This window comes from Exiguobacterium sp. HVEsp1 (assembly GCF_002009685.1).
Taxonomy (GTDB): domain Bacteria; phylum Bacillota; class Bacilli; order Exiguobacteriales; family Exiguobacteriaceae; genus Exiguobacterium; species Exiguobacterium profundum.
In genome coordinates this window covers 459,307-476,131 of sequence record NZ_KV917367.1, presented here as the reverse complement: position 1 = coordinate 476,131, position 16,825 = coordinate 459,307, and the positions used below count along the sequence as shown (strand labels likewise).

Annotated in this window: 18 protein-coding genes and 1 pseudogene; 4 read left to right on the top strand and 15 right to left on the bottom strand. The window is 48.3% G+C overall.

Annotated features, from left to right (window positions below; translation table 11 throughout):
* Window positions 1-43 precede the first annotated feature (43 nt).
* The 4 genes from BV910_RS02530 to glmS form a co-directional block, all read right to left on the bottom strand.
* Complete coding sequence (locus tag BV910_RS02530; RefSeq protein WP_078146234.1) at window positions 44-1,465, bottom strand: PTS mannitol transporter subunit IIBC; 1,422 nt, start codon at window positions 1,463-1,465, stop codon at window positions 44-46.
* A gap of 167 nt (window positions 1,466-1,632) precedes the next feature.
* Window positions 1,633-3,663 carry a BglG family transcription antiterminator gene (locus BV910_RS02525; protein ID WP_168169829.1) on the bottom strand — a complete coding sequence of 677 codons (2,031 nt, stop codon included), beginning with the start codon at window positions 3,661-3,663 and terminating at the stop codon, window positions 1,633-1,635.
* Window positions 3,653-3,922: a PTS sugar transporter subunit IIB gene (locus tag BV910_RS02520; RefSeq protein ID WP_078146232.1), complete on the bottom strand. Its 270-nt coding sequence runs from the start codon at window positions 3,920-3,922 to the stop codon at window positions 3,653-3,655. Before BV910_RS02520 ends, BV910_RS02525 begins: the two co-directional genes overlap by 11 nt.
* Before the next feature lie 144 nt (window positions 3,923-4,066).
* On the bottom strand, window positions 4,067-5,863 hold the full coding sequence (glmS, locus tag BV910_RS02515; RefSeq protein WP_078146231.1) for a glutamine--fructose-6-phosphate transaminase (isomerizing): 1,797 nt from the start codon (window positions 5,861-5,863) through the stop codon (window positions 4,067-4,069).
* Window positions 5,864-6,275: 412 nt separating this feature from the next.
* On the opposite strand from glmS, the gene BV910_RS02505 reads away from it, so the two are divergent.
* Window positions 6,276-6,611, top strand: coding sequence for a hypothetical protein (locus BV910_RS02505; protein ID WP_078146229.1), 336 nt, complete (start codon window positions 6,276-6,278; stop codon window positions 6,609-6,611).
* A 31-nt stretch (window positions 6,612-6,642) separates the two neighbouring features.
* Here the strand turns inward: BV910_RS02505 and BV910_RS02500 are convergent, their stop codons facing one another.
* The 7 genes from BV910_RS02500 to BV910_RS02470 form a co-directional block, all read right to left on the bottom strand.
* Entirely contained in the window at window positions 6,643-7,386 is a 744-nt protein-coding gene (locus BV910_RS02500) for an endonuclease/exonuclease/phosphatase family protein (protein WP_078146228.1), read from the bottom strand.
* Between the two features lie 26 nt (window positions 7,387-7,412).
* A complete protein-coding gene (locus tag BV910_RS02495; RefSeq protein ID WP_143404745.1) occupies window positions 7,413-7,793 on the bottom strand; it encodes a hypothetical protein in 381 nt (126 codons plus the stop codon).
* A 76-nt stretch (window positions 7,794-7,869) separates the two neighbouring features.
* Window positions 7,870-8,388 (bottom strand): hypothetical protein, encoded by a 519-nt coding sequence (locus BV910_RS02490; RefSeq protein WP_078146226.1) that lies wholly within the window; start codon window positions 8,386-8,388, stop codon window positions 7,870-7,872.
* Window positions 8,367-8,837 (bottom strand): hypothetical protein, encoded by a 471-nt coding sequence (locus tag BV910_RS02485; protein ID WP_078146225.1) that lies wholly within the window; start codon window positions 8,835-8,837, stop codon window positions 8,367-8,369. Before BV910_RS02485 ends, BV910_RS02490 begins: the two co-directional genes overlap by 22 nt.
* Window positions 8,821-9,270: a hypothetical protein gene (locus BV910_RS02480; protein ID WP_078146224.1), complete on the bottom strand. Its 450-nt coding sequence runs from the start codon at window positions 9,268-9,270 to the stop codon at window positions 8,821-8,823. The genes BV910_RS02485 and BV910_RS02480 overlap by 17 nt, the downstream gene beginning before the upstream one ends.
* On the bottom strand, window positions 9,271-9,699 hold the full coding sequence (locus tag BV910_RS02475) for a hypothetical protein (protein ID WP_074032520.1): 429 nt from the start codon (window positions 9,697-9,699) through the stop codon (window positions 9,271-9,273). It lies immediately after the preceding gene.
* Window positions 9,696-10,130 (bottom strand): hypothetical protein, encoded by a 435-nt coding sequence (locus BV910_RS02470; RefSeq protein WP_078146223.1) that lies wholly within the window; start codon window positions 10,128-10,130, stop codon window positions 9,696-9,698. Before BV910_RS02470 ends, BV910_RS02475 begins: the two co-directional genes overlap by 4 nt.
* Before the next feature lie 213 nt (window positions 10,131-10,343).
* On the opposite strand from BV910_RS02470, the gene BV910_RS02465 reads away from it, so the two are divergent.
* Together BV910_RS02465 and BV910_RS02460 are read left to right on the top strand one after the other, a co-directional pair.
* Window positions 10,344-10,670, top strand: coding sequence for a hypothetical protein (locus tag BV910_RS02465; protein WP_078146222.1), 327 nt, complete (start codon window positions 10,344-10,346; stop codon window positions 10,668-10,670).
* A complete protein-coding gene (locus tag BV910_RS02460) occupies window positions 10,667-11,245 on the top strand; it encodes a hypothetical protein (RefSeq protein ID WP_078146221.1) in 579 nt (192 codons plus the stop codon). The genes BV910_RS02465 and BV910_RS02460 overlap by 4 nt, the downstream gene beginning before the upstream one ends.
* Window positions 11,246-11,725: 480 nt before the next feature.
* Here BV910_RS02460 and BV910_RS02455 read toward each other — a convergent pair whose 3' ends face one another.
* From BV910_RS02455 to BV910_RS02440, 4 genes and pseudogenes are all read right to left on the bottom strand, one after another.
* Entirely contained in the window at window positions 11,726-11,971 is a 246-nt protein-coding gene (locus BV910_RS02455) for a hypothetical protein (RefSeq protein ID WP_078146220.1), read from the bottom strand.
* 85 nt (window positions 11,972-12,056) lie between these two features.
* Window positions 12,057-12,940, bottom strand: a pseudogene (locus tag BV910_RS02450) (family 1 glycosylhydrolase); the annotation flags it as partial.
* A 185-nt stretch (window positions 12,941-13,125) separates the two neighbouring features.
* Window positions 13,126-14,139, bottom strand: coding sequence for a LacI family DNA-binding transcriptional regulator (locus tag BV910_RS02445; RefSeq protein WP_078146219.1), 1,014 nt, complete (start codon window positions 14,137-14,139; stop codon window positions 13,126-13,128).
* A gap of 146 nt (window positions 14,140-14,285) precedes the next feature.
* Window positions 14,286-15,158 carry a TetR/AcrR family transcriptional regulator gene (locus tag BV910_RS02440; protein WP_078146218.1) on the bottom strand — a complete coding sequence of 291 codons (873 nt, stop codon included), beginning with the start codon at window positions 15,156-15,158 and terminating at the stop codon, window positions 14,286-14,288.
* Between the two features lie 164 nt (window positions 15,159-15,322).
* Between BV910_RS02440 and BV910_RS02435 the strand changes: the two genes are divergently transcribed.
* Window positions 15,323-16,819 carry a DHA2 family efflux MFS transporter permease subunit gene (locus tag BV910_RS02435; RefSeq protein ID WP_078146217.1) on the top strand — a complete coding sequence of 499 codons (1,497 nt, stop codon included), beginning with the start codon at window positions 15,323-15,325 and terminating at the stop codon, window positions 16,817-16,819.
* The last annotated feature ends 6 nt before the right edge of the window (window positions 16,820-16,825 follow it).

Below are 16,825 nucleotides of genomic sequence, written 5' to 3'. Positions count from 1 at the left end.
ATTTCCTCCTAATGGCTAAACCGTGTCTCTATCTGTTCTGAGTTCAAGAAATTTTGCTACGTTCCGCTTTAATTTCTTCTACTAATTGGTCATAGTAATCGGCGTTCAAGAAGTTCGTGACCGAACGATGAATCGCATTCGGCGCTTGCGCTTCCGCGCGCTCCGTCAAATCTTCGTGTGTGATGACAAACTGAGCACCTTTCGGCAAGTTGCTGATGGACGTGTTCGTCACTTTGATTGGCAAGTTCGCTTTGTTGACCTTGTTCCGAAGAACCGATGCTCCCATGGCACTCGATCCCATCCCAGCGTCACAAGCGAAGATGATATGGTCGACTTTATCAAGACGATCTGTCACGAGAGCCGATGCGTAAGACTGCTTGCCTTTCATCGCACTCACGTTTTGTGTCGCTTCTTCGAGTGATACTTCCTCTGCTGCGCTCGATTTCAAGATGACACTCGCCACAGCGAACGTGACCGCTGCTGACAAGAGAATCCCTGCCACGAGTCCGAGATATGAACCGCGTGATGCCATCGCGAGAATGGCGAAGATACTACCTGGTGAAGCCGGTGCGACGAGACCGACATCAAAGAGTACGAACGTGAAGATCCCTGTTGCGCCCCCTGCGATCATCGCAAGGATCAAGATTGGCTTCATCAACACATATGGGAAGTAAATCTCGTGAATCCCACCAAGGAAATGAATGATGGCTGCACCCGGTGCCGTACGTTTCGCTGCACCTTTAGCAAAGAACATGTATGCGAGAAGTAATCCAAGACCTGGTCCTGGGTTAGCTTCAAGTAAGAAGAGAACGGACTTTCCAGCGTCTGCGACTTGATCGACACCAAGCGGGCTCAAGATCCCGTGGTTGATGGCGTTGTTCAAGAAGAGAACTTTTGCTGGTTCGATGAACAGACTTGCGACCGGAAGCAATTTCGCGCCGACGATCCAGTCAACACCTGCCGCCATCACTTTATCGAGGGCGCTCATGATCGGACCGAAGATTTCAAATCCTCCAAGCATGAGAAGACCACCGATGATTCCAACTGAGAAGTTGTTGACGAGCATTTCAAATCCCGCTTTAACTTTGCCTTCAAGGGCACGGTCGACTTGGCGGATGACATAACCACCGAGTGGACCCATGATCATCGCACCGAGGAACATCGGAATGTCGGTACCGACGATGACCCCCATCGTGGCGAGTGCCCCGACGACACCGCCTCGTACGTCATGAAGTAATTTACCACCAGTGAAACCGATGAGTAATGGTAAGAGATACGTGATTGTTGGACCAACGAGTTCTGCTAATTTTTCGTTTGGCCACCATCCTGTTGGAATGAAGAGTGCTGTGATAATCCCCCAGGCAATGAAGGCGCCGATGTTCGGCATGACCATCCCACTGAGGAAACTACCGAACCGTTGTACTTTGACTCGGACCCCGCCCGAGCTTGCTTGCGTATTCGCCATGTATAAAACCTCCAGTCGTTTAAATGTGAAAGGTTGAATGTGTAGTGTAGCTAACCGGTTTGTGCTCTACACCTGTATTGTATGCCTGGAGTAAGCGCTTTCTCAATTCAATCCAGTTCACACTTTGGCAACATTTTGTGCCAAACAAAAAAATGACCATGGTTCGGTCATTTTTCGTACAACGTCTCATGAATCATTTTCTTCATGCATTCGTGTAGGAGTAAACGAAGATCTTCTTTCGTTCCCGTGCTATAAAGACGCATATGCTCCTCGCTCTCAATGAGCGACCCGCTGATCGCACTTAGGAACTGAAGCTCGACGTCACGTGCTTCTTCCGGTGCCAGCAAGACAAGCAGACGTGTCACCGGTTCGGTCGACTGATCCATCATAAGGAGTGGGATCGATGTCGTTAAATCAAACGCAAACACACTCGCCTTCTCAATCGAGGCATGTCGTCCGTGGAATAACGCCAGTTTCGTACCAGGCACCCCAAGGCCCGCGACCTCGTGACGACGAAGCAGTTGGGCAGAGAGCTGAATTCCGCTTTGTACGAGGTCACGTTCTTCTAAATGTGTACCGATATCAAGCAAGATATCTTCTAAACGATCCGTATTATTGAGCGTGACCAAATCGAACTGGTCATCCATCCGTTCGAACGTCTCGACCAATTCCCCGAGTTCTGCGAAATCAAGCATCGTTGAACGCGGCTTCGTTGCGAGTGTCTGAAAGGATTGCGGTAAAGATAGTAAAAGATGACGGACGCGCTGTACTTCTTCACTCGTCAACAACGGATTGACAATCAATGTCGGTACCGAGAGTGGTGGTAATGGCACCGTCGACAAGATGACATCATATTCCTCAAGTCGGTGCTGCTCGAGTCCGAAAAGTGATGAGTTGACGACGTCTTGCATCTCTGGGAACTCTTGGCGTACCCGATTGACGAGCATCTTCGACGAACCGAGTCCGGCCGAACAGATGACGAGCGCCCGATATTCGCGGCGGCGCACCGGTTTGACGAGTGCTGCCGCAAAGTGCATCGCCCAAAAAACCGTTTCTTCTTCGGAGAACGTATTCGTCCCAAAGACGATGTCGGCGGCCTGTTGAATCGCCGAACGAAGTCCCGGATAGTCGCGGTCGATGTGGGGCTTGACCGTACTCGTCTCTGGTAGCGCCTGCGTATTCATACTCGAGAGGATGTGAGCAAGCAGTCCTCGTTCGAGAGCCGCGTCATCCGTAAAGGTAAACCCGTAGATGAGCGAGACGTGATGAATCAGTTTATGCACCCGAATCTGCATGATCCAGCGTTCTTCCTCGTCTTCTTTCATTTGATCTTTAATTGAGCGCAGACGATTCGCCTCTTCCGCGAACCAGACGCGTTCCGCCATCGAGTAAGTGATACCGAGAGCCGCTTCCATATCGGTGGCGACTTTCAGATAGTCCTCGGACCGTCCTTTCGTATACATCTCTAAAAAGAATCCAGACGCTAACCGCTCTTGTTGCACGCCGTAAGCGAACGTGACTCGCATGATGGTGCGGTCGTCCATCCGCTCAAACGAAAGGGATTTCAAATAATCATAACCGTCTCGAAGACCTTCAAGCATCTCCTCGCATGGTACCATCTTTAAAAAAGCAGGAATGTAGTCGTCTTCTCCACGGACGAAGCGATAAAATGCGAGCGTGTCCCAGTGGGCAAGCAGAGCGTTGATGAGTAGCTTACGCTTCTCGGACTCATAACCGAGCACTCTAGCCCCAACACCTTTTTTCCGTTCAACTTCTAAATGATACTCTTCGAACCATCGATCCAATTTCTCTAGGTCTTGTGTCAACGTACTCGGCGAGACGTGCATCTGTTTGGCGACCGCCTGCAATTTAAGCGTATCGTTCTCGAACAAGAGACGCCACGCCAGCTCAAATAAGCGGTCCTCGCTCGTCGGGATCGCTTCTGCGGATAAGATGAGGTCTTCTCGTAACTGTTGCTTCGCAGATGGTTTGCCGACCAGGCTCAGTCCATGACCGCGTTGCCAAGCGAGTTCGAGTTCGAACTCTTTTAAGATGCCTTCAAGTAATTGTCGTTCTCGTTGAATCGTGCGCTCAGACAAATTCACTGCTTGCGCGATTTCGGCGAGCGGTGCCGATGTCTCAGTTGCTAATAAGTGTAGTAAAATCGACCGTTCTCTCGTGGTCCACTCATGTCTCATGCTCATCCATCCATTCTTCTACAAGTAGTCGGTATTCCTCGAGCGACAGGAGTTGTCGGACTGACCGGACACATGCGGTCGGATGGGTGACCGGGGTCGCCCCTTCCTGATAGAGAATCAAATCCACCTCATTCGGGATGTTTTGAATCGTTCCGTGCGTAATCGTACAAGACAAGCGCCCCTCGCTTGCCTGTGCGAACAACTTCGCCGCCATCGCACTCGTCACAAATCCGCTATGGCAAGCAATGTATACGTTCATGTCAGCCCTTCTTTCGTCGCTTATCTTTATCTAATCATAAGTTGGAACCGCTTACTTATCTTACTATTTTGCTTGTTGGCAAAGATATCGGCAAGTAGTAAAAAGCACCTCTCCTGAAGAAAGGTGCCTTACACTATGTTCAGTTTATTCGACCGTCACCGATTTCGCCAAGTTCCGTGGCTTGTCGACGTCACAGCCGCGGGCGAGCGCCGCATAATATGCCATCAACTGAACCGGTAAGACGTTAATGAGCGGTGCCAAGAGTGGCTCGACGTGCGGCAAGATGAAGTCATCATTCTCATGTTCCACGCCTTGCATCGAAATGATACAGGCGTTCGCGCCACGGGCGACGACCTCTTTAACATTTCCACGAATATTCAAGTTCGTCTTCGGTTGTGAGATGAGCGCGATGACCGGTGTCCCGCCTTCGATCAAGGCGATTGATCCGTGCTTCAGTTCCCCACCTGGGTACCCTTCCGCTTGGATATACGAAATCTCTTTTACTTTGAGCGCTCCTTCGAGACAGACAGAAGCGTCAAGTCCACGACCGATAAAGAACGTGTTCGGTGTCGTCTTCAAATAATGTTCCGCAAGGTCTTCGAATAACTCTTTTTGCGCCATGATGGAGTCCATGATGGTCGCGACACGGGCGAGCTCCGGCATGAGATCAAACGGCAATTCTTTCCCTGTCGCACGGGCGATGTCATATGCGAGAATCGCGAGAACGGCGATTTGCGCCGTGTACGCTTTCGTCGAGGCGACCGCGATCTCTGGTCCTGCATGGAGGAGCATCGTCTCATTCGCTTCGCGTGAGAGCGTCGATCCCGGTACATTCGTCATGGTGAGCGCTTTGTATCCGCGTTTCTTCACTTCGACGAGCACGGCACGGCTGTCCGCCGTCTCACCGGATTGTGATAAGAAGACGAACAACGGACGTTCACTTAAGAGCGGCATATTATAGCCAAATTCAGAAGAAACGTGCACTTCTGTCGGAATGCCGGCGATGCGTTCTAAAATGTCTTTTCCGACGAGTCCCGCGTTATAGCTCGTCCCACATGCGACGATATAGATCCGGTCCGCTTCTGACACGAGCTCACGCACGCCTTCCGTGAGTTCGATCTCACCGTTCTCGTTCTGGTAATGCTGGATGATGTTGCGGATGACGGCCGGCTGCTCGTCCATCTCTTTCAACATGTAGTGCGCGTACGTGCCCTTCTCGATGTCTGACGCATCAATCTCGGCCGTGTATGGTGCACGCTCGAGTACTTCGCCGTCGAGCGTCTTGATCGTCGCCGACTCACGTGTGAGGATGACGATCTCACCATCGTGGAGCTCGAGGTACTGATCTGTCACCTGGAGCATCGCCATCGCGTCTGATGCGACGACGTTGAACGTGCCGTCACCGATTCCGACGAGGAGCGGTGACTTGTTCTTCCCGATATAGAGGCGCTCTTTGTCCTCTGAGTCGATCATCGCGATCGCATACGAACCGTGGAGGTCCGAGAGCGTCTTGCGGAACGCCGCCTCGACGTCGCCGAGCTCGACGAAGTGTTTCTCCATGAGCTGGACGATGACTTCCGTGTCCGTCTCCGAAAGGAACGGGACGTCGAGCGTGGCTTTCAATTGTTCGTCGTTCTCGATCACGCCGTTGTGCACGAGCGTGAAACGTCCTGTCGTGCTCTGATGCGGGTGGGCGTTCGGCACGCTCGGTACCCCGTGTGTCGCCCAACGTGTGTGGCCGATTCCGATTGTTCCTTCAGCATCAGCCGGTACAATGTCACGGAGTGCTTGAATCCGTCCCACTTCTTTGAACGTACGAACGTTTTCACCGACTAAGGCAATTCCTGCTGAATCATAGCCACGATACTCGAGCTTTTCAAGCCCTTTCAATAAAATCTCTTTCGTTCCAACTTGTCCAATCATTCCTACGATTCCACACATAAACAAATCTCCTCTATTCTTCGATTTCTCGAAAAAGGAAACGGGCTTTTTTGAGTGATGTCATCAAGTCTCGTTTTGTCCGCCCGGTCACCCGAACGTTTTATCAAGACTCTCTCAGTCGTGACACGCGACTGGAAGGCATCCGCCGAAATCTCGATCACCTTCGTCCTCGTCAACTCCGCAGAGTTCTGGCGCTTCCACTTCATATCTAGCCGTTTCTCCAGATACGCTTTCATGCTATCGAGTACAAGGCGTGTTGGATAGAGAAATTGTTAAAGTAGTCGCTAAATACTTTTTTACCGTTCATGTAAAAGTCACCACTTTCACTAAAAAGCCATCAATCCATCAGGTTTTCGAGTAGGGAGAGAACGGGCATGATACAAGTAACGAGTAAAGAAACGAGGGGAAACACATGGGTGGAATCTTCCTATTGATCGGCATTCTGTTATCCGTCTTATCCAGGTGGCTCGAATTTGAAGGCAATAGCACGTTAGGGGATGTCATGTTGTTTCCTGCGATTTTCTTTATGGCTATGGCTTTTCTCTGCAGTTTCCCTTATTTCAAGGAATGGTGGGGTGACCGCTCCACCCGTAAGAAAGCATTCTTTTTCGTGATTTTTGCCGCAGTCGGCATCCTATGTCTGCAAGCCGCTTTCTGGTTTGTCGTTTGGCGCAATCAATGGCTCGGACTTCTTCTCCTTCTTCCCTTTGCGGCATGTGTGGGGTTCATCGCTCGATTATTCAAATAAAAAGAGGATGCGCAATCGCACATCCTCCTTTTTAATTCAGGGTGAAGTCAACCATCACACCGTAATGATCACTCGGTACAACATCCCTACTCGTCCGCATGTCGCCGAATATATCGATATGCTGAACCTCGAGTTCACTACATTCCGAACGTACCAGAATCCAATCATATCGTTCAGGCTGCTCGAGATGAGAAGATTGTAGGTACGGATTGTGCTTTACGTCTAACGTCGGGCGTGCCTCTTCGCCAACAAACGTCGTCACGTCCAGCCACCCTGCATCTGATACATCATCATAGATATTCGATCGAGGATGATCATTGAAATCTCCACACAACACTTCAATCGCCTTTTGGCGCCCCTTGCTTAACCAGTCTCGTACCACTTTCATCTGGCATTCTCGAATCGAAGAAGAGTGCCAGTTCAGATGCACATTCGTGATGCCCCATTCCTGACCGCCGAACGTAAGCGTCACTCGAGTCGCACAATAGTTTGACTCTTCCACATCCTCTGCCCAAATCGCTTCAACTGAAGACAAAGGAATATTACTCAAAAAAGCGAGTCCTTCGTCCGGTGAGTCGGGGTAAGGATGAAAGACGCAAAACGGATAACCCGTTGCTTCCGCAATATCATGAGCTACACTGCCTTTTTCATAAGAACGGACTTCTTGCAGTGCAATCAAATCCGCGTCGATTCGTTTCACTTCTTGGCAAATCGCATCGATTCGTTTTTGCCATGACGTGTCATGATTCCAAATATTATATGTCGCAATCCTCACTTCATCTTCCTACTTTCTCGAGTGAGTCACGCGCCCCCCCATTTTTGTTCTTCTCTTAATTCACGTTCCGTGACGTAGTTCTCATCAAGACGAACCATATATCGCTCGTACCATTTATGACCGATGACGGATATGACACCTCCAGTGACCATCAACCCAATAAAGTAAGGTGTCTCAATTTGTTTCGTTACCCATCCGAACATGAGGATGAGCAAAATCGGGAACGTCAAAAAATTAAAAATCGACATCAAGTGTATGTGACGTTTGGCGTCTCGATTCGTTAAATACTTCAATTGAATCGTTTCTTTCTTCCAAGATTTTTTAATCGCAAATAGACCCGCAAATTGACCAATCAAAAGAACAGTTCCTGCTGACACCCATCCTTTTTCAGTCGCAACAAACAGCACAATACAGATCATCCACGACAGAAAAGTGAAGACTCCATTCTTTTCAGTTTCCACTCTGACAAGCTCTCTCATCTGATCACGCTTGTTCACGACGTTGCTCCTTCTCGTATTCACGGACCTCACGAATTTCTTTTAAATCTTGATCCGTCAAATAGTTTTCATCGTAAGACTGAATGACGCGGTCGAACCGCTTCGCCAAGTATTCAATCCCGAAAAACGTCAGTTGCGAAAGGAGGAACATACGGAACGATTGTGGACCTGTCGTTTCACTCGTGAAGTAAAAGAGTCCGTAAATCCCGACACCCGTCAAAGCGAGCGTATGTGCCATCATCTTGAACGATAAGAGGTTACGTGCCGTCTGATTCGTCACAAAGCGCAACCACATCCGATATTGGATAAAAATACCTGTTAAGATTGCGGCGAGCACCGCATATAATGTTCCCGTGACGACACCATCTGAGAGTGTCCAATACGAGGCATAAATCAAAAAACTGACGACGAGTCCGATTCCGATGATGCCGACACCCCATTTAGTCAAGCGGTCTACTTTTAGAATCGTGTCGATTTGCGCTTTTACTTTTGGTGATGGTTCCATATGGCTCCCTCGCTTTCTAGTATCGCTTCATACGTTGGTAATCCTGACTGATGCGTATGGATTCGCTCTTCCCACTTCTTCTCTCGATACGATTTCGTCAACCCCCAAAGGGCGACGATCCCACCGGTCAGGATGAAGGCATCTTCGTTCACATACATCGGGATGAAGAGCACAAATAACGAAACAGCACTAATCCAACAGTCAACGAGTCGATATCGCAACACCCGAACGACGTTTTGATGTTCGGCAAAAGGGCGAATGACTCGATATTCCATATATCCTTTATAAGCCATGCCAATGGATACGACCAACATGACCGGGATGACCCACGTCGCCTGTATCCGTAACATGGTGATGAACGAAATGAGGAATATGACGAGTACCGGCCAGCCAAAGAATCGATCAAATTGTTTAGCATGCGCGACTGTAAGTTCAACTTGACGATTCATGTGCGACACTCCCTTCAATCACTTCCTCATACGTCGGTAATTCCGGATCGATTTGTTTAAGTTGCTTCGTGAACCACTTCTGCCGAATCGGACTGAGTACTCCCCATATCCCAAAAAAGAGACCTATCACGAGACCAAAATCTTCCGCTGTCAGAAGTGTCACCATGAGCGCCGTCAACAAAATCGCATCCACCCATTCGAATACGTATTGGAATATAAGCATTCGATGCGCCTTCGGATGTTTTGTCATTCGCCACATGATACGCATCTCTTGAAAACCCATCACGACGATGATTAAGGAGACCGAACCCATGATGGGAATGAGCCACATTTTATCTAATAAGAGAGCGACAATGACGGCCGTGACATAAAGAATCAAGATGGGTACGGCATACCGTCGCATTCGTCGCATCCACTTTACGTCTTGCTCCACTTATATCGCCTCCTTGTTAAAGTTGATACACTCTACATCTTGTCGTTTTGTCTGCGCCTCCACGTTCCATGTCCATAACATCGCGCCTACGATGAAAACCGTGACACATACATACGCCACGTTTGATGTGAACAATAATTGATGATTCAATGCGAGAAAAAAGGCAACACTGTTGATCCCGTCCCGAGCAAGCTGACGACGATATAACCCTTTCAACTCTGGTTGAAACCCCAGACGCATCTGATAACGCTTCACATATAACATGTTCAGCGGAATGAGTGTGCAGGCGATATACAGCACACCCCATGTAAGGTCATCCGTCCATAAACTGATAGGAAACATGAGTACCACTAATGTTCCAAATATGCCGAAGATCCATTGGTCGAATAAACGCTTCCATGCTTTTTCTTGCGTTATGCGTTCATTCATCTCTTCAACCGTTGTTTCTCGGATTGATCCATCAAAGGCATGCGTTCTCCAAACTGTCTTTGGAAAGTCTGACCGAACACCATCCACAAGGTGAGAACAACAAAAATTGTCAATGTGTCAACTTGCATAATGAGAAGCGCCACCGTGATCACAATGAGGATTGCTGAATCCACTAAATCATATATGAGCTCCCATTTTAGAGACTTGACTTTAATTTTTTCGCTTTCATGCGTACGATGTTTCTGATACTTGCTAACATCTATCCCAATCATCGCGATTCCGACAACAATGAGTGGAACTGTCAACCATACATTACCTTCGAAGTATGACACGGCAAGAGCCATGAGTATGAACGCAAACGAGGTATATTTTATTCGAAGTGATGACTTCCACCATGTATCCTCTTGTACAAATCGATTTTGATTGTTCACTTAACAAACACCCTTTCTTTACAGGACCCACCTTTCTTATACGCAATCTCTTTTTATATTGTTTCACATTTTCCGAATATTCTCGCAATGAATCGTTCGACTTTTTTCAACAATTGACGAATGAAAGAGATATGCCTGAAACAAAAACGACAGCCCTTCTCAGCAATGAAAAGGGCTGTTATATTTAGGAAAAAGAGTTAAGGAGTTGGAAATTTGAAAGCATTTTACCCTTCTATATTCGCCTTTATCGCAGGTCTATCGGGATTAATCGGATTGTTGCTTCAATCGGTTTACCCCATCATGTTGTCTCCCGTCTTTTTACTCATTGCGGGATACTCGGTGGTACATATGAAGAAGCAGAAAACAATCGTCCGAAATTATACAGCGAGCTTCATCATCTTATCGAGTGCCACCCTCGCATTCGGTCTTGGCTTCCAGTCCATCATCCCGTACGCCATGCTCATCGGGGTCGTGCTACATATGGTCTGTCTGATTGCTGCATTCATCGCGCTCGGACGGTATCGGGCTCACATCTCATGAAGGTTGTGACAGGCCTCGGATGGGGCGCGTCCATTCTAGCGCTCGCCCTCACCCCACTACCACTACTTGCCGTCGATTGGATTCTCATCTATTTACTTGAAGACACATCGTTCCCGGTCTTATCAACACTCGCTATGCTCGGTTGTTTCTATCTGTTGTCGACAATCCTCAGTTTTTTCGTTGATGCGTTAACGGGAGCATTACGTTCGTTTGTTCATACGAACATACCGCGTCTACTCGACAGCATTCTTCATGGAATCGTGAGCGGAATCAGTCTATACGTCGTACTGACTCTCTTTCCGTCTATCGATTTATCGACGCTCACTGTCATGGCGATTGTATTCGTGCACGTATTCGGTACATCGTTTTGGATAAACCGGGAGGATTTGAAAGAAAAGACGCCACTCGAGCTCGATTCGATTGATCAACAGATTGTTCACTTGTTACGCACGGAAACAATCGTCTTCTGCGTCGAACGCATACAGAGGGATTACCCGGACTTACCGAAGCGGGATGTTTTGAAACGGGTCAGACGGATCAGTCAATCTAATCAAGTCGCCACCAGCGAATCGTGAGATGTACCTCGGTGCTTAGTGGTGACCAATATAAACAAACGCCAGCCCTGTATGAGGTGCTGGCGTTTTACAGATTTTACGAACGGGAAAGCCCATATCGTTCATAGCCCGCCTTTAGGCATGGGATGAGAGTGAGTTCGGATATTTTTACATCCGACGTTCGGGTATACTTATCCCATAGACAAGAACAAGTCTCTAAAACGCCTGCGTCCATCGCCCCTTGAAAATCGTATACGGTTCGGTCATGAAAACATATGACCGGTAAAACGATGCCTGTCGTCATGCAAAAGACGCTAAAACATCAGGTGGACGCACCTGCAACGACCTGTGGTGGATGGTAACAGTCCACCAGCCTGAGAACCTATACGGTCTGTCTCAGGAGGGGTGATGGCACACCCTCATCTGAAGGCTTGAGCAAAACAGAAATGGACTGCGCTCGCACAAGCACTTCAGAATCCCACGGTTTTAATCGTGGGAGTGTCAAGTCTCTTCTTTTCGGAGTGAGTATCCGTCGACCTCTAACAACCGCATCCGTCTCTGATCAATCGCCGCATGGACAATCACGGTCACTCCTGGATTAAGCTCCATCATCTTCTTGATTTTGCGTAAATCGTCCCCTTTGATCTCAATAGGCAACACGAACTCCCCTTCTCTCAAATGAATGAACTTGATCTTCCCTTGGTCGTCATAGCCTGTTACTTCGTATGTCGAAAATTCTCGTTTCATGAATATCCCTCCCCTCTTACAGTTCCCGTAACAGATAAAATGCACACAAAAAATCCATCCCCGTAGCGGCAGGGATGGATGCATGTTACGCCTCGACGCTATCCGCGTGTTTGGCTTTATGGTCGGCGATGACACCAGCACACCACTTCGCGCTATCTTTCCAGATACGCTCTTGTGTCTCAAAGTCGATATAGAGGATTCCGAAGCGTTTCTCGTATCCGAAGCTCCATTCGAAGTTATCCATGAGCGACCAGAGGTAGTAGCCTTGAATGTTCATGCCTTCATCGTTCAAGTCAGAAACGGCTTCGAGGTGCTGGCGGACGTAGTCGATCCGATTATCGTCATGGACTTCGCCATTTTCCAGCACGTCGTCAAATGCGGCGCCATTCTCTGTGATGTAGATGGGAAGGTCAGTATACTCGGCGCGTAAACGACGGATCAGGTCTTTGAATTCGTTCGGGGCGATATCCCTGCCCATGCCCGTCTTCTCGTAATCCGAGTAAGCGTCTGCCTTCAAGAAATCATTTGCTGCATTGAACTTGACAATGCCACGGCTGTAGAAGTTAATGCCGAAGAAATTGCAAGCTGTCGAGATTGTCTCCATATCACCCGATTGGATGAAATCGAAGTTATGCACATATTTAGAGAACAAGTTCATCATGTCGACCGGATACTGGCCTTTAAAGACCGGATCGAGGAACCAACGATTCGAATATCCGTCGGCATTGTTCATCGCAAGGCGGTCATTCGCCGAATCCGTCTTCGCGTAGATCGGTGACAAGTTGAGCGTGATGCCGATCGGGGTCGTGGATGTCATCTCTCGCTTCAACAATTCGACCGCTTTTCCGTGCGACAACAAGATGCGGTGCACGGCGCGTACCGCTTCGTTCATGTCACAACGACCCGGTGCGTGAACACCGACATGGTATAGCCGAGGAAGCCAGCACACCAAGGCTCATGGTAAGTAAGCTAACAAGTTTACGCATGTGTTGTTCCCATCCTTTTTTATAAGTAATAGTAGAGAGCGTTTGCAAAAAGAGTGGATAATTATCGAAAGCGGTTTCGGTTTTCTCTAAAAACGACTTTCGAAATCGCGCTCCCCTCTCCATCCGCTGAAGAAAAGAGAGCGACTTCGAAATATCATTGGCTATAAATCACTGTTTGACCGGCGCACAAGATGCCCGTTCGACTAAGCGTACCGGAATGATGCGACGTTCGGTGAGTCGCTCTTTCGCGGTCATTTGTTCGAGTAAAAGTTCTGCTGCCGCTTCCCCGATTTCATCCGTATCTTGGCGAATCGTGGTCAGTTTCGGCGTGATGTATTGTATCATTTCAATGTCATCATATCCGATGACAGAGATGTCATTCGGGACATGAAGACCGTGTTCGTGAATGGCTTCGATTACACCGATTGCCATTTGATCCCCGGCCACAAAGACTGCAGTCGGTTGATCGTCTAGTTCAAGCAATCGTTCCATCGCTTGCTTGCCTTCCTCAACCGAGAAGAAACCGGCGTTGACGAGGTAGCCCGGTCGAATCGGAAGGTCCAGCTCTTGCATCGCAAGTTCATATCCTTTGATTCGCGCCGCTCCGGCGTCAATCGTTTCATCCCCAGCGATGTGGGCAATTTTTCGGTGACCGAGTTCATAGAGATAATTCACGGCGAGACGCGCCCCTTCGATGTTATCGGAATAGACGACGCTACAGTTAGCGCTGTCCATATCGACGACGACGATTGGGATGTCGCTTCGCATGAGCTCTTGAACTTGCTCATCCATTCGGTCCGAGCAGATGACGACGATGCCGTCGACCGCACGGTGTTTAAAATGTTCGAGGTAACTCATGTCACGATTGCGTAGATTTCGCGAGGCGAAAATCAAATCGTAGCCTTGCTCCTCTGTCGCGTGACGAAAACTTTCGATGATCCCGTTGAAGAACGGGTGTTTCATCCCGACTTCATTCGCTTCTGAGAACATGACCCCAATCGCCCATGATTTTTTCGTCGATAACGACTGGGCATGTGCGTTCGGCAAGTAGTCCATCTCAGCAGCGGCTTGAAGAATCTTCGCTCTCGTCTTGTCACTCACGTCTTTGTAATTGTTCAACGCTTTGGACACTGTCGTGATCGAGAATCCTGTTTTTTTGGCTAAATCATAAATCGTACCCATGTCATTCCCCTCTTCCCGAAAGCGCTTTCGGTAATTTGATTGTAGCGTATGGATTTGTAGGAATCAATTCTTTTTCGAGGAAACTTTTTGATTCTTTCTTCCATTCCTTGTTTCTTCTATATTACTGTATCGGGAAATTTTTGTCCTTAATGTGTCCGCGTATACAACCACACAAGATTCGTAAACTTTTGCACCTCTGTTTCGTCCGTCACGCCTTTAAATAGTCGCTGGAACGGCTTCAACAATTGCTCTAACACGATTTTTCGTAGACGCTCTTGTTTGAGTTCGAACGAAATCGCATCGAACAAATCACGCTGTTCTTCCGTCATGTCGACATGCTCTTCGATACGAGCAGCCATCTCGATCAATTCCTCGATTGTTATGAGATGTTTATCTGTCGTCCCACGCATTTGATCGACCGTGACCGGGTTCAAGACGTGCTCCCCTGTCTCCATCATCCGAGCGGCAATCAATTCGACATATGTGTATAAGCTTCGGACGACCTTTTGAGGAGAGTAAGCGGCATTCGTGATCCGGTTCGTGAACAAGATATGTTGCAACATTCCGTTGAAGAGCACCGTCAATTCCATCGAATACGGTCTGACAGCCTCTCCGATAATTTCCGTCAAACGCATCGCAATCCATTCAATCTCATAAATGCGATGTTGAAGTACAAGTTTCTTCAATTCATTCTCGTTTGACGACATGATCGATTCAAATAACGCATGCAAATTCCGTTCTTCGTTCAATTGAATCAATATCGAGATTTGCTCGATGAAGACGTCACGATCTCGTTTATCGCGCCCCATCTGCATCTCAATCCGGCGTTGCCCTGCATCATATCGTAAGTTCTCGAGGATACTGGCGACACAATCCGTCTTCGATGAGAAGTAGTTATAAAACGTCCCTTTGGAGATGTTGGCACGGTCGATAATCTCTTGCACCGATGTGTGTTGCACTCCATTTTCGATGAAGAGAGACATGGCAATATCGGCGACTTTTCTTTTTTTCTCTTTCATTCTTACATGGCTCCGTTCTGTCTGGTTTGTACCTTTACTATAGCACCGAAAACCATTTTAGACTAATAGTACAAAATGGTTGCTTTATTTATACAACGGGTATAAAATCATTTCATCGACACTTACCAACACATAACTATTTAGAAAATAAAGGAGCCATCCATATGAAACCAGAATTCCAAAAGAAACCGCCTTACGTCATGTTGGCGGTCCTCTTTGCGGGTGCGTTTATCGCATTCCTGAACAACTCATTACTCAACGTCGCGCTCCCATCGATCATGGTCGACCTCGAAATCGCGGATTACTCGACCGTACAGTGGCTTGCGACCGGCTTTATGCTCGTGACAGGTGTTCTTGTCCCGGCATCCGCCTATTTGATCACTCGTTTTTCAAACCGAAGCTTGTTCATTACGTCGATGAGCATCTTCGCCATCGGTACGGCTATCGCGGCCTTCTCGCCAAACTTTGGCTGGTTGTTGAGCGGTCGGATGATTCAAGCCGTCGGAGCCTCGACAATGGGACCACTCTTGATGAACGTCATGCTCGTCAGCTTCCCTCGTGAAAAACGGGGAATGGCGATGGGAATCTTCGGGCTCGTCATGATCTCGGCACCTGCGATTGGACCGACACTCTCGGGTTATATCGTCGAGTACTATGACTGGCGCGTCTTATTCGAAATGATTTTACCGCTCGCCATCATCGGTCTCGTGCTCGCTGTTTGGAAAGCGGAGAACGTCATGGTCCAAAACAAAAATCAGTCACTCGATTACTTGTCACTTGTTTTATCAACGCTCGGATTTGGTGGGATTTTATACGGTGTCAGTTCAGCAAGCTCGGATGGCTGGGACAATCCAATTATCTTAGCGACGATGATTATCGGTGCCATCTCATTGATTGCCTTCATCTATCGCCAGCTCCATATGGAAAAACCATTGCTCGACTTGCGTGCTTACAAACATCCGATGTTCGCACTCGCGTCAGTCATTGCGATGGTCAACGCGGTCGCGATGTTCTCCGGTATGATTTTGACACCGGCTTACGTCCAAAGCGTACGTGGTATCTCCCCACTCGATTCAGGGCTCATGCTTCTTCCTGGTGCGATCATCATGGGAATCATGTCGCCGATCACAGGTAAACTGTTTGACCGATTCGGACCAAAATTATTGGCAATTACCGGATTGACGATCACCGCCGTATCGACGTACATGCTCGCTCACGTCCAACTTGACTCGACCTACACGTATATCGTCTTAACGTACACATTGCGTATGTTCGGGATGTCGATGGTCATGATGCCGATCATGACAAATGGACTCAACCAGTTACCGACTCGCCTCAATCCGCACGGAACGGCCATCAACAACACGGCCCAACAAGTATCTGGTGCGATTGGTACGGCAGTCCTCGTCACTATCATGAACTCGGTGACACGCACGGAAGCTGAATCATTGATGACCGGAATTGATCCTGCGACACTCACAGAGAGCTCAATGGGCGCCATCACTCAGCAAGCCCTCTTGTCTGGGATTCAATATTCGTTCTATGTCGCACTCGGGATGAACCTCTTGGCACTCGTTTTAGCATTTTTCGTGAAACGCGTGGATGTACGGAAGTTCGATGACAATGTAGAAACTGTTGAAGAATTGAAACAAGCGAATTAAATGTTG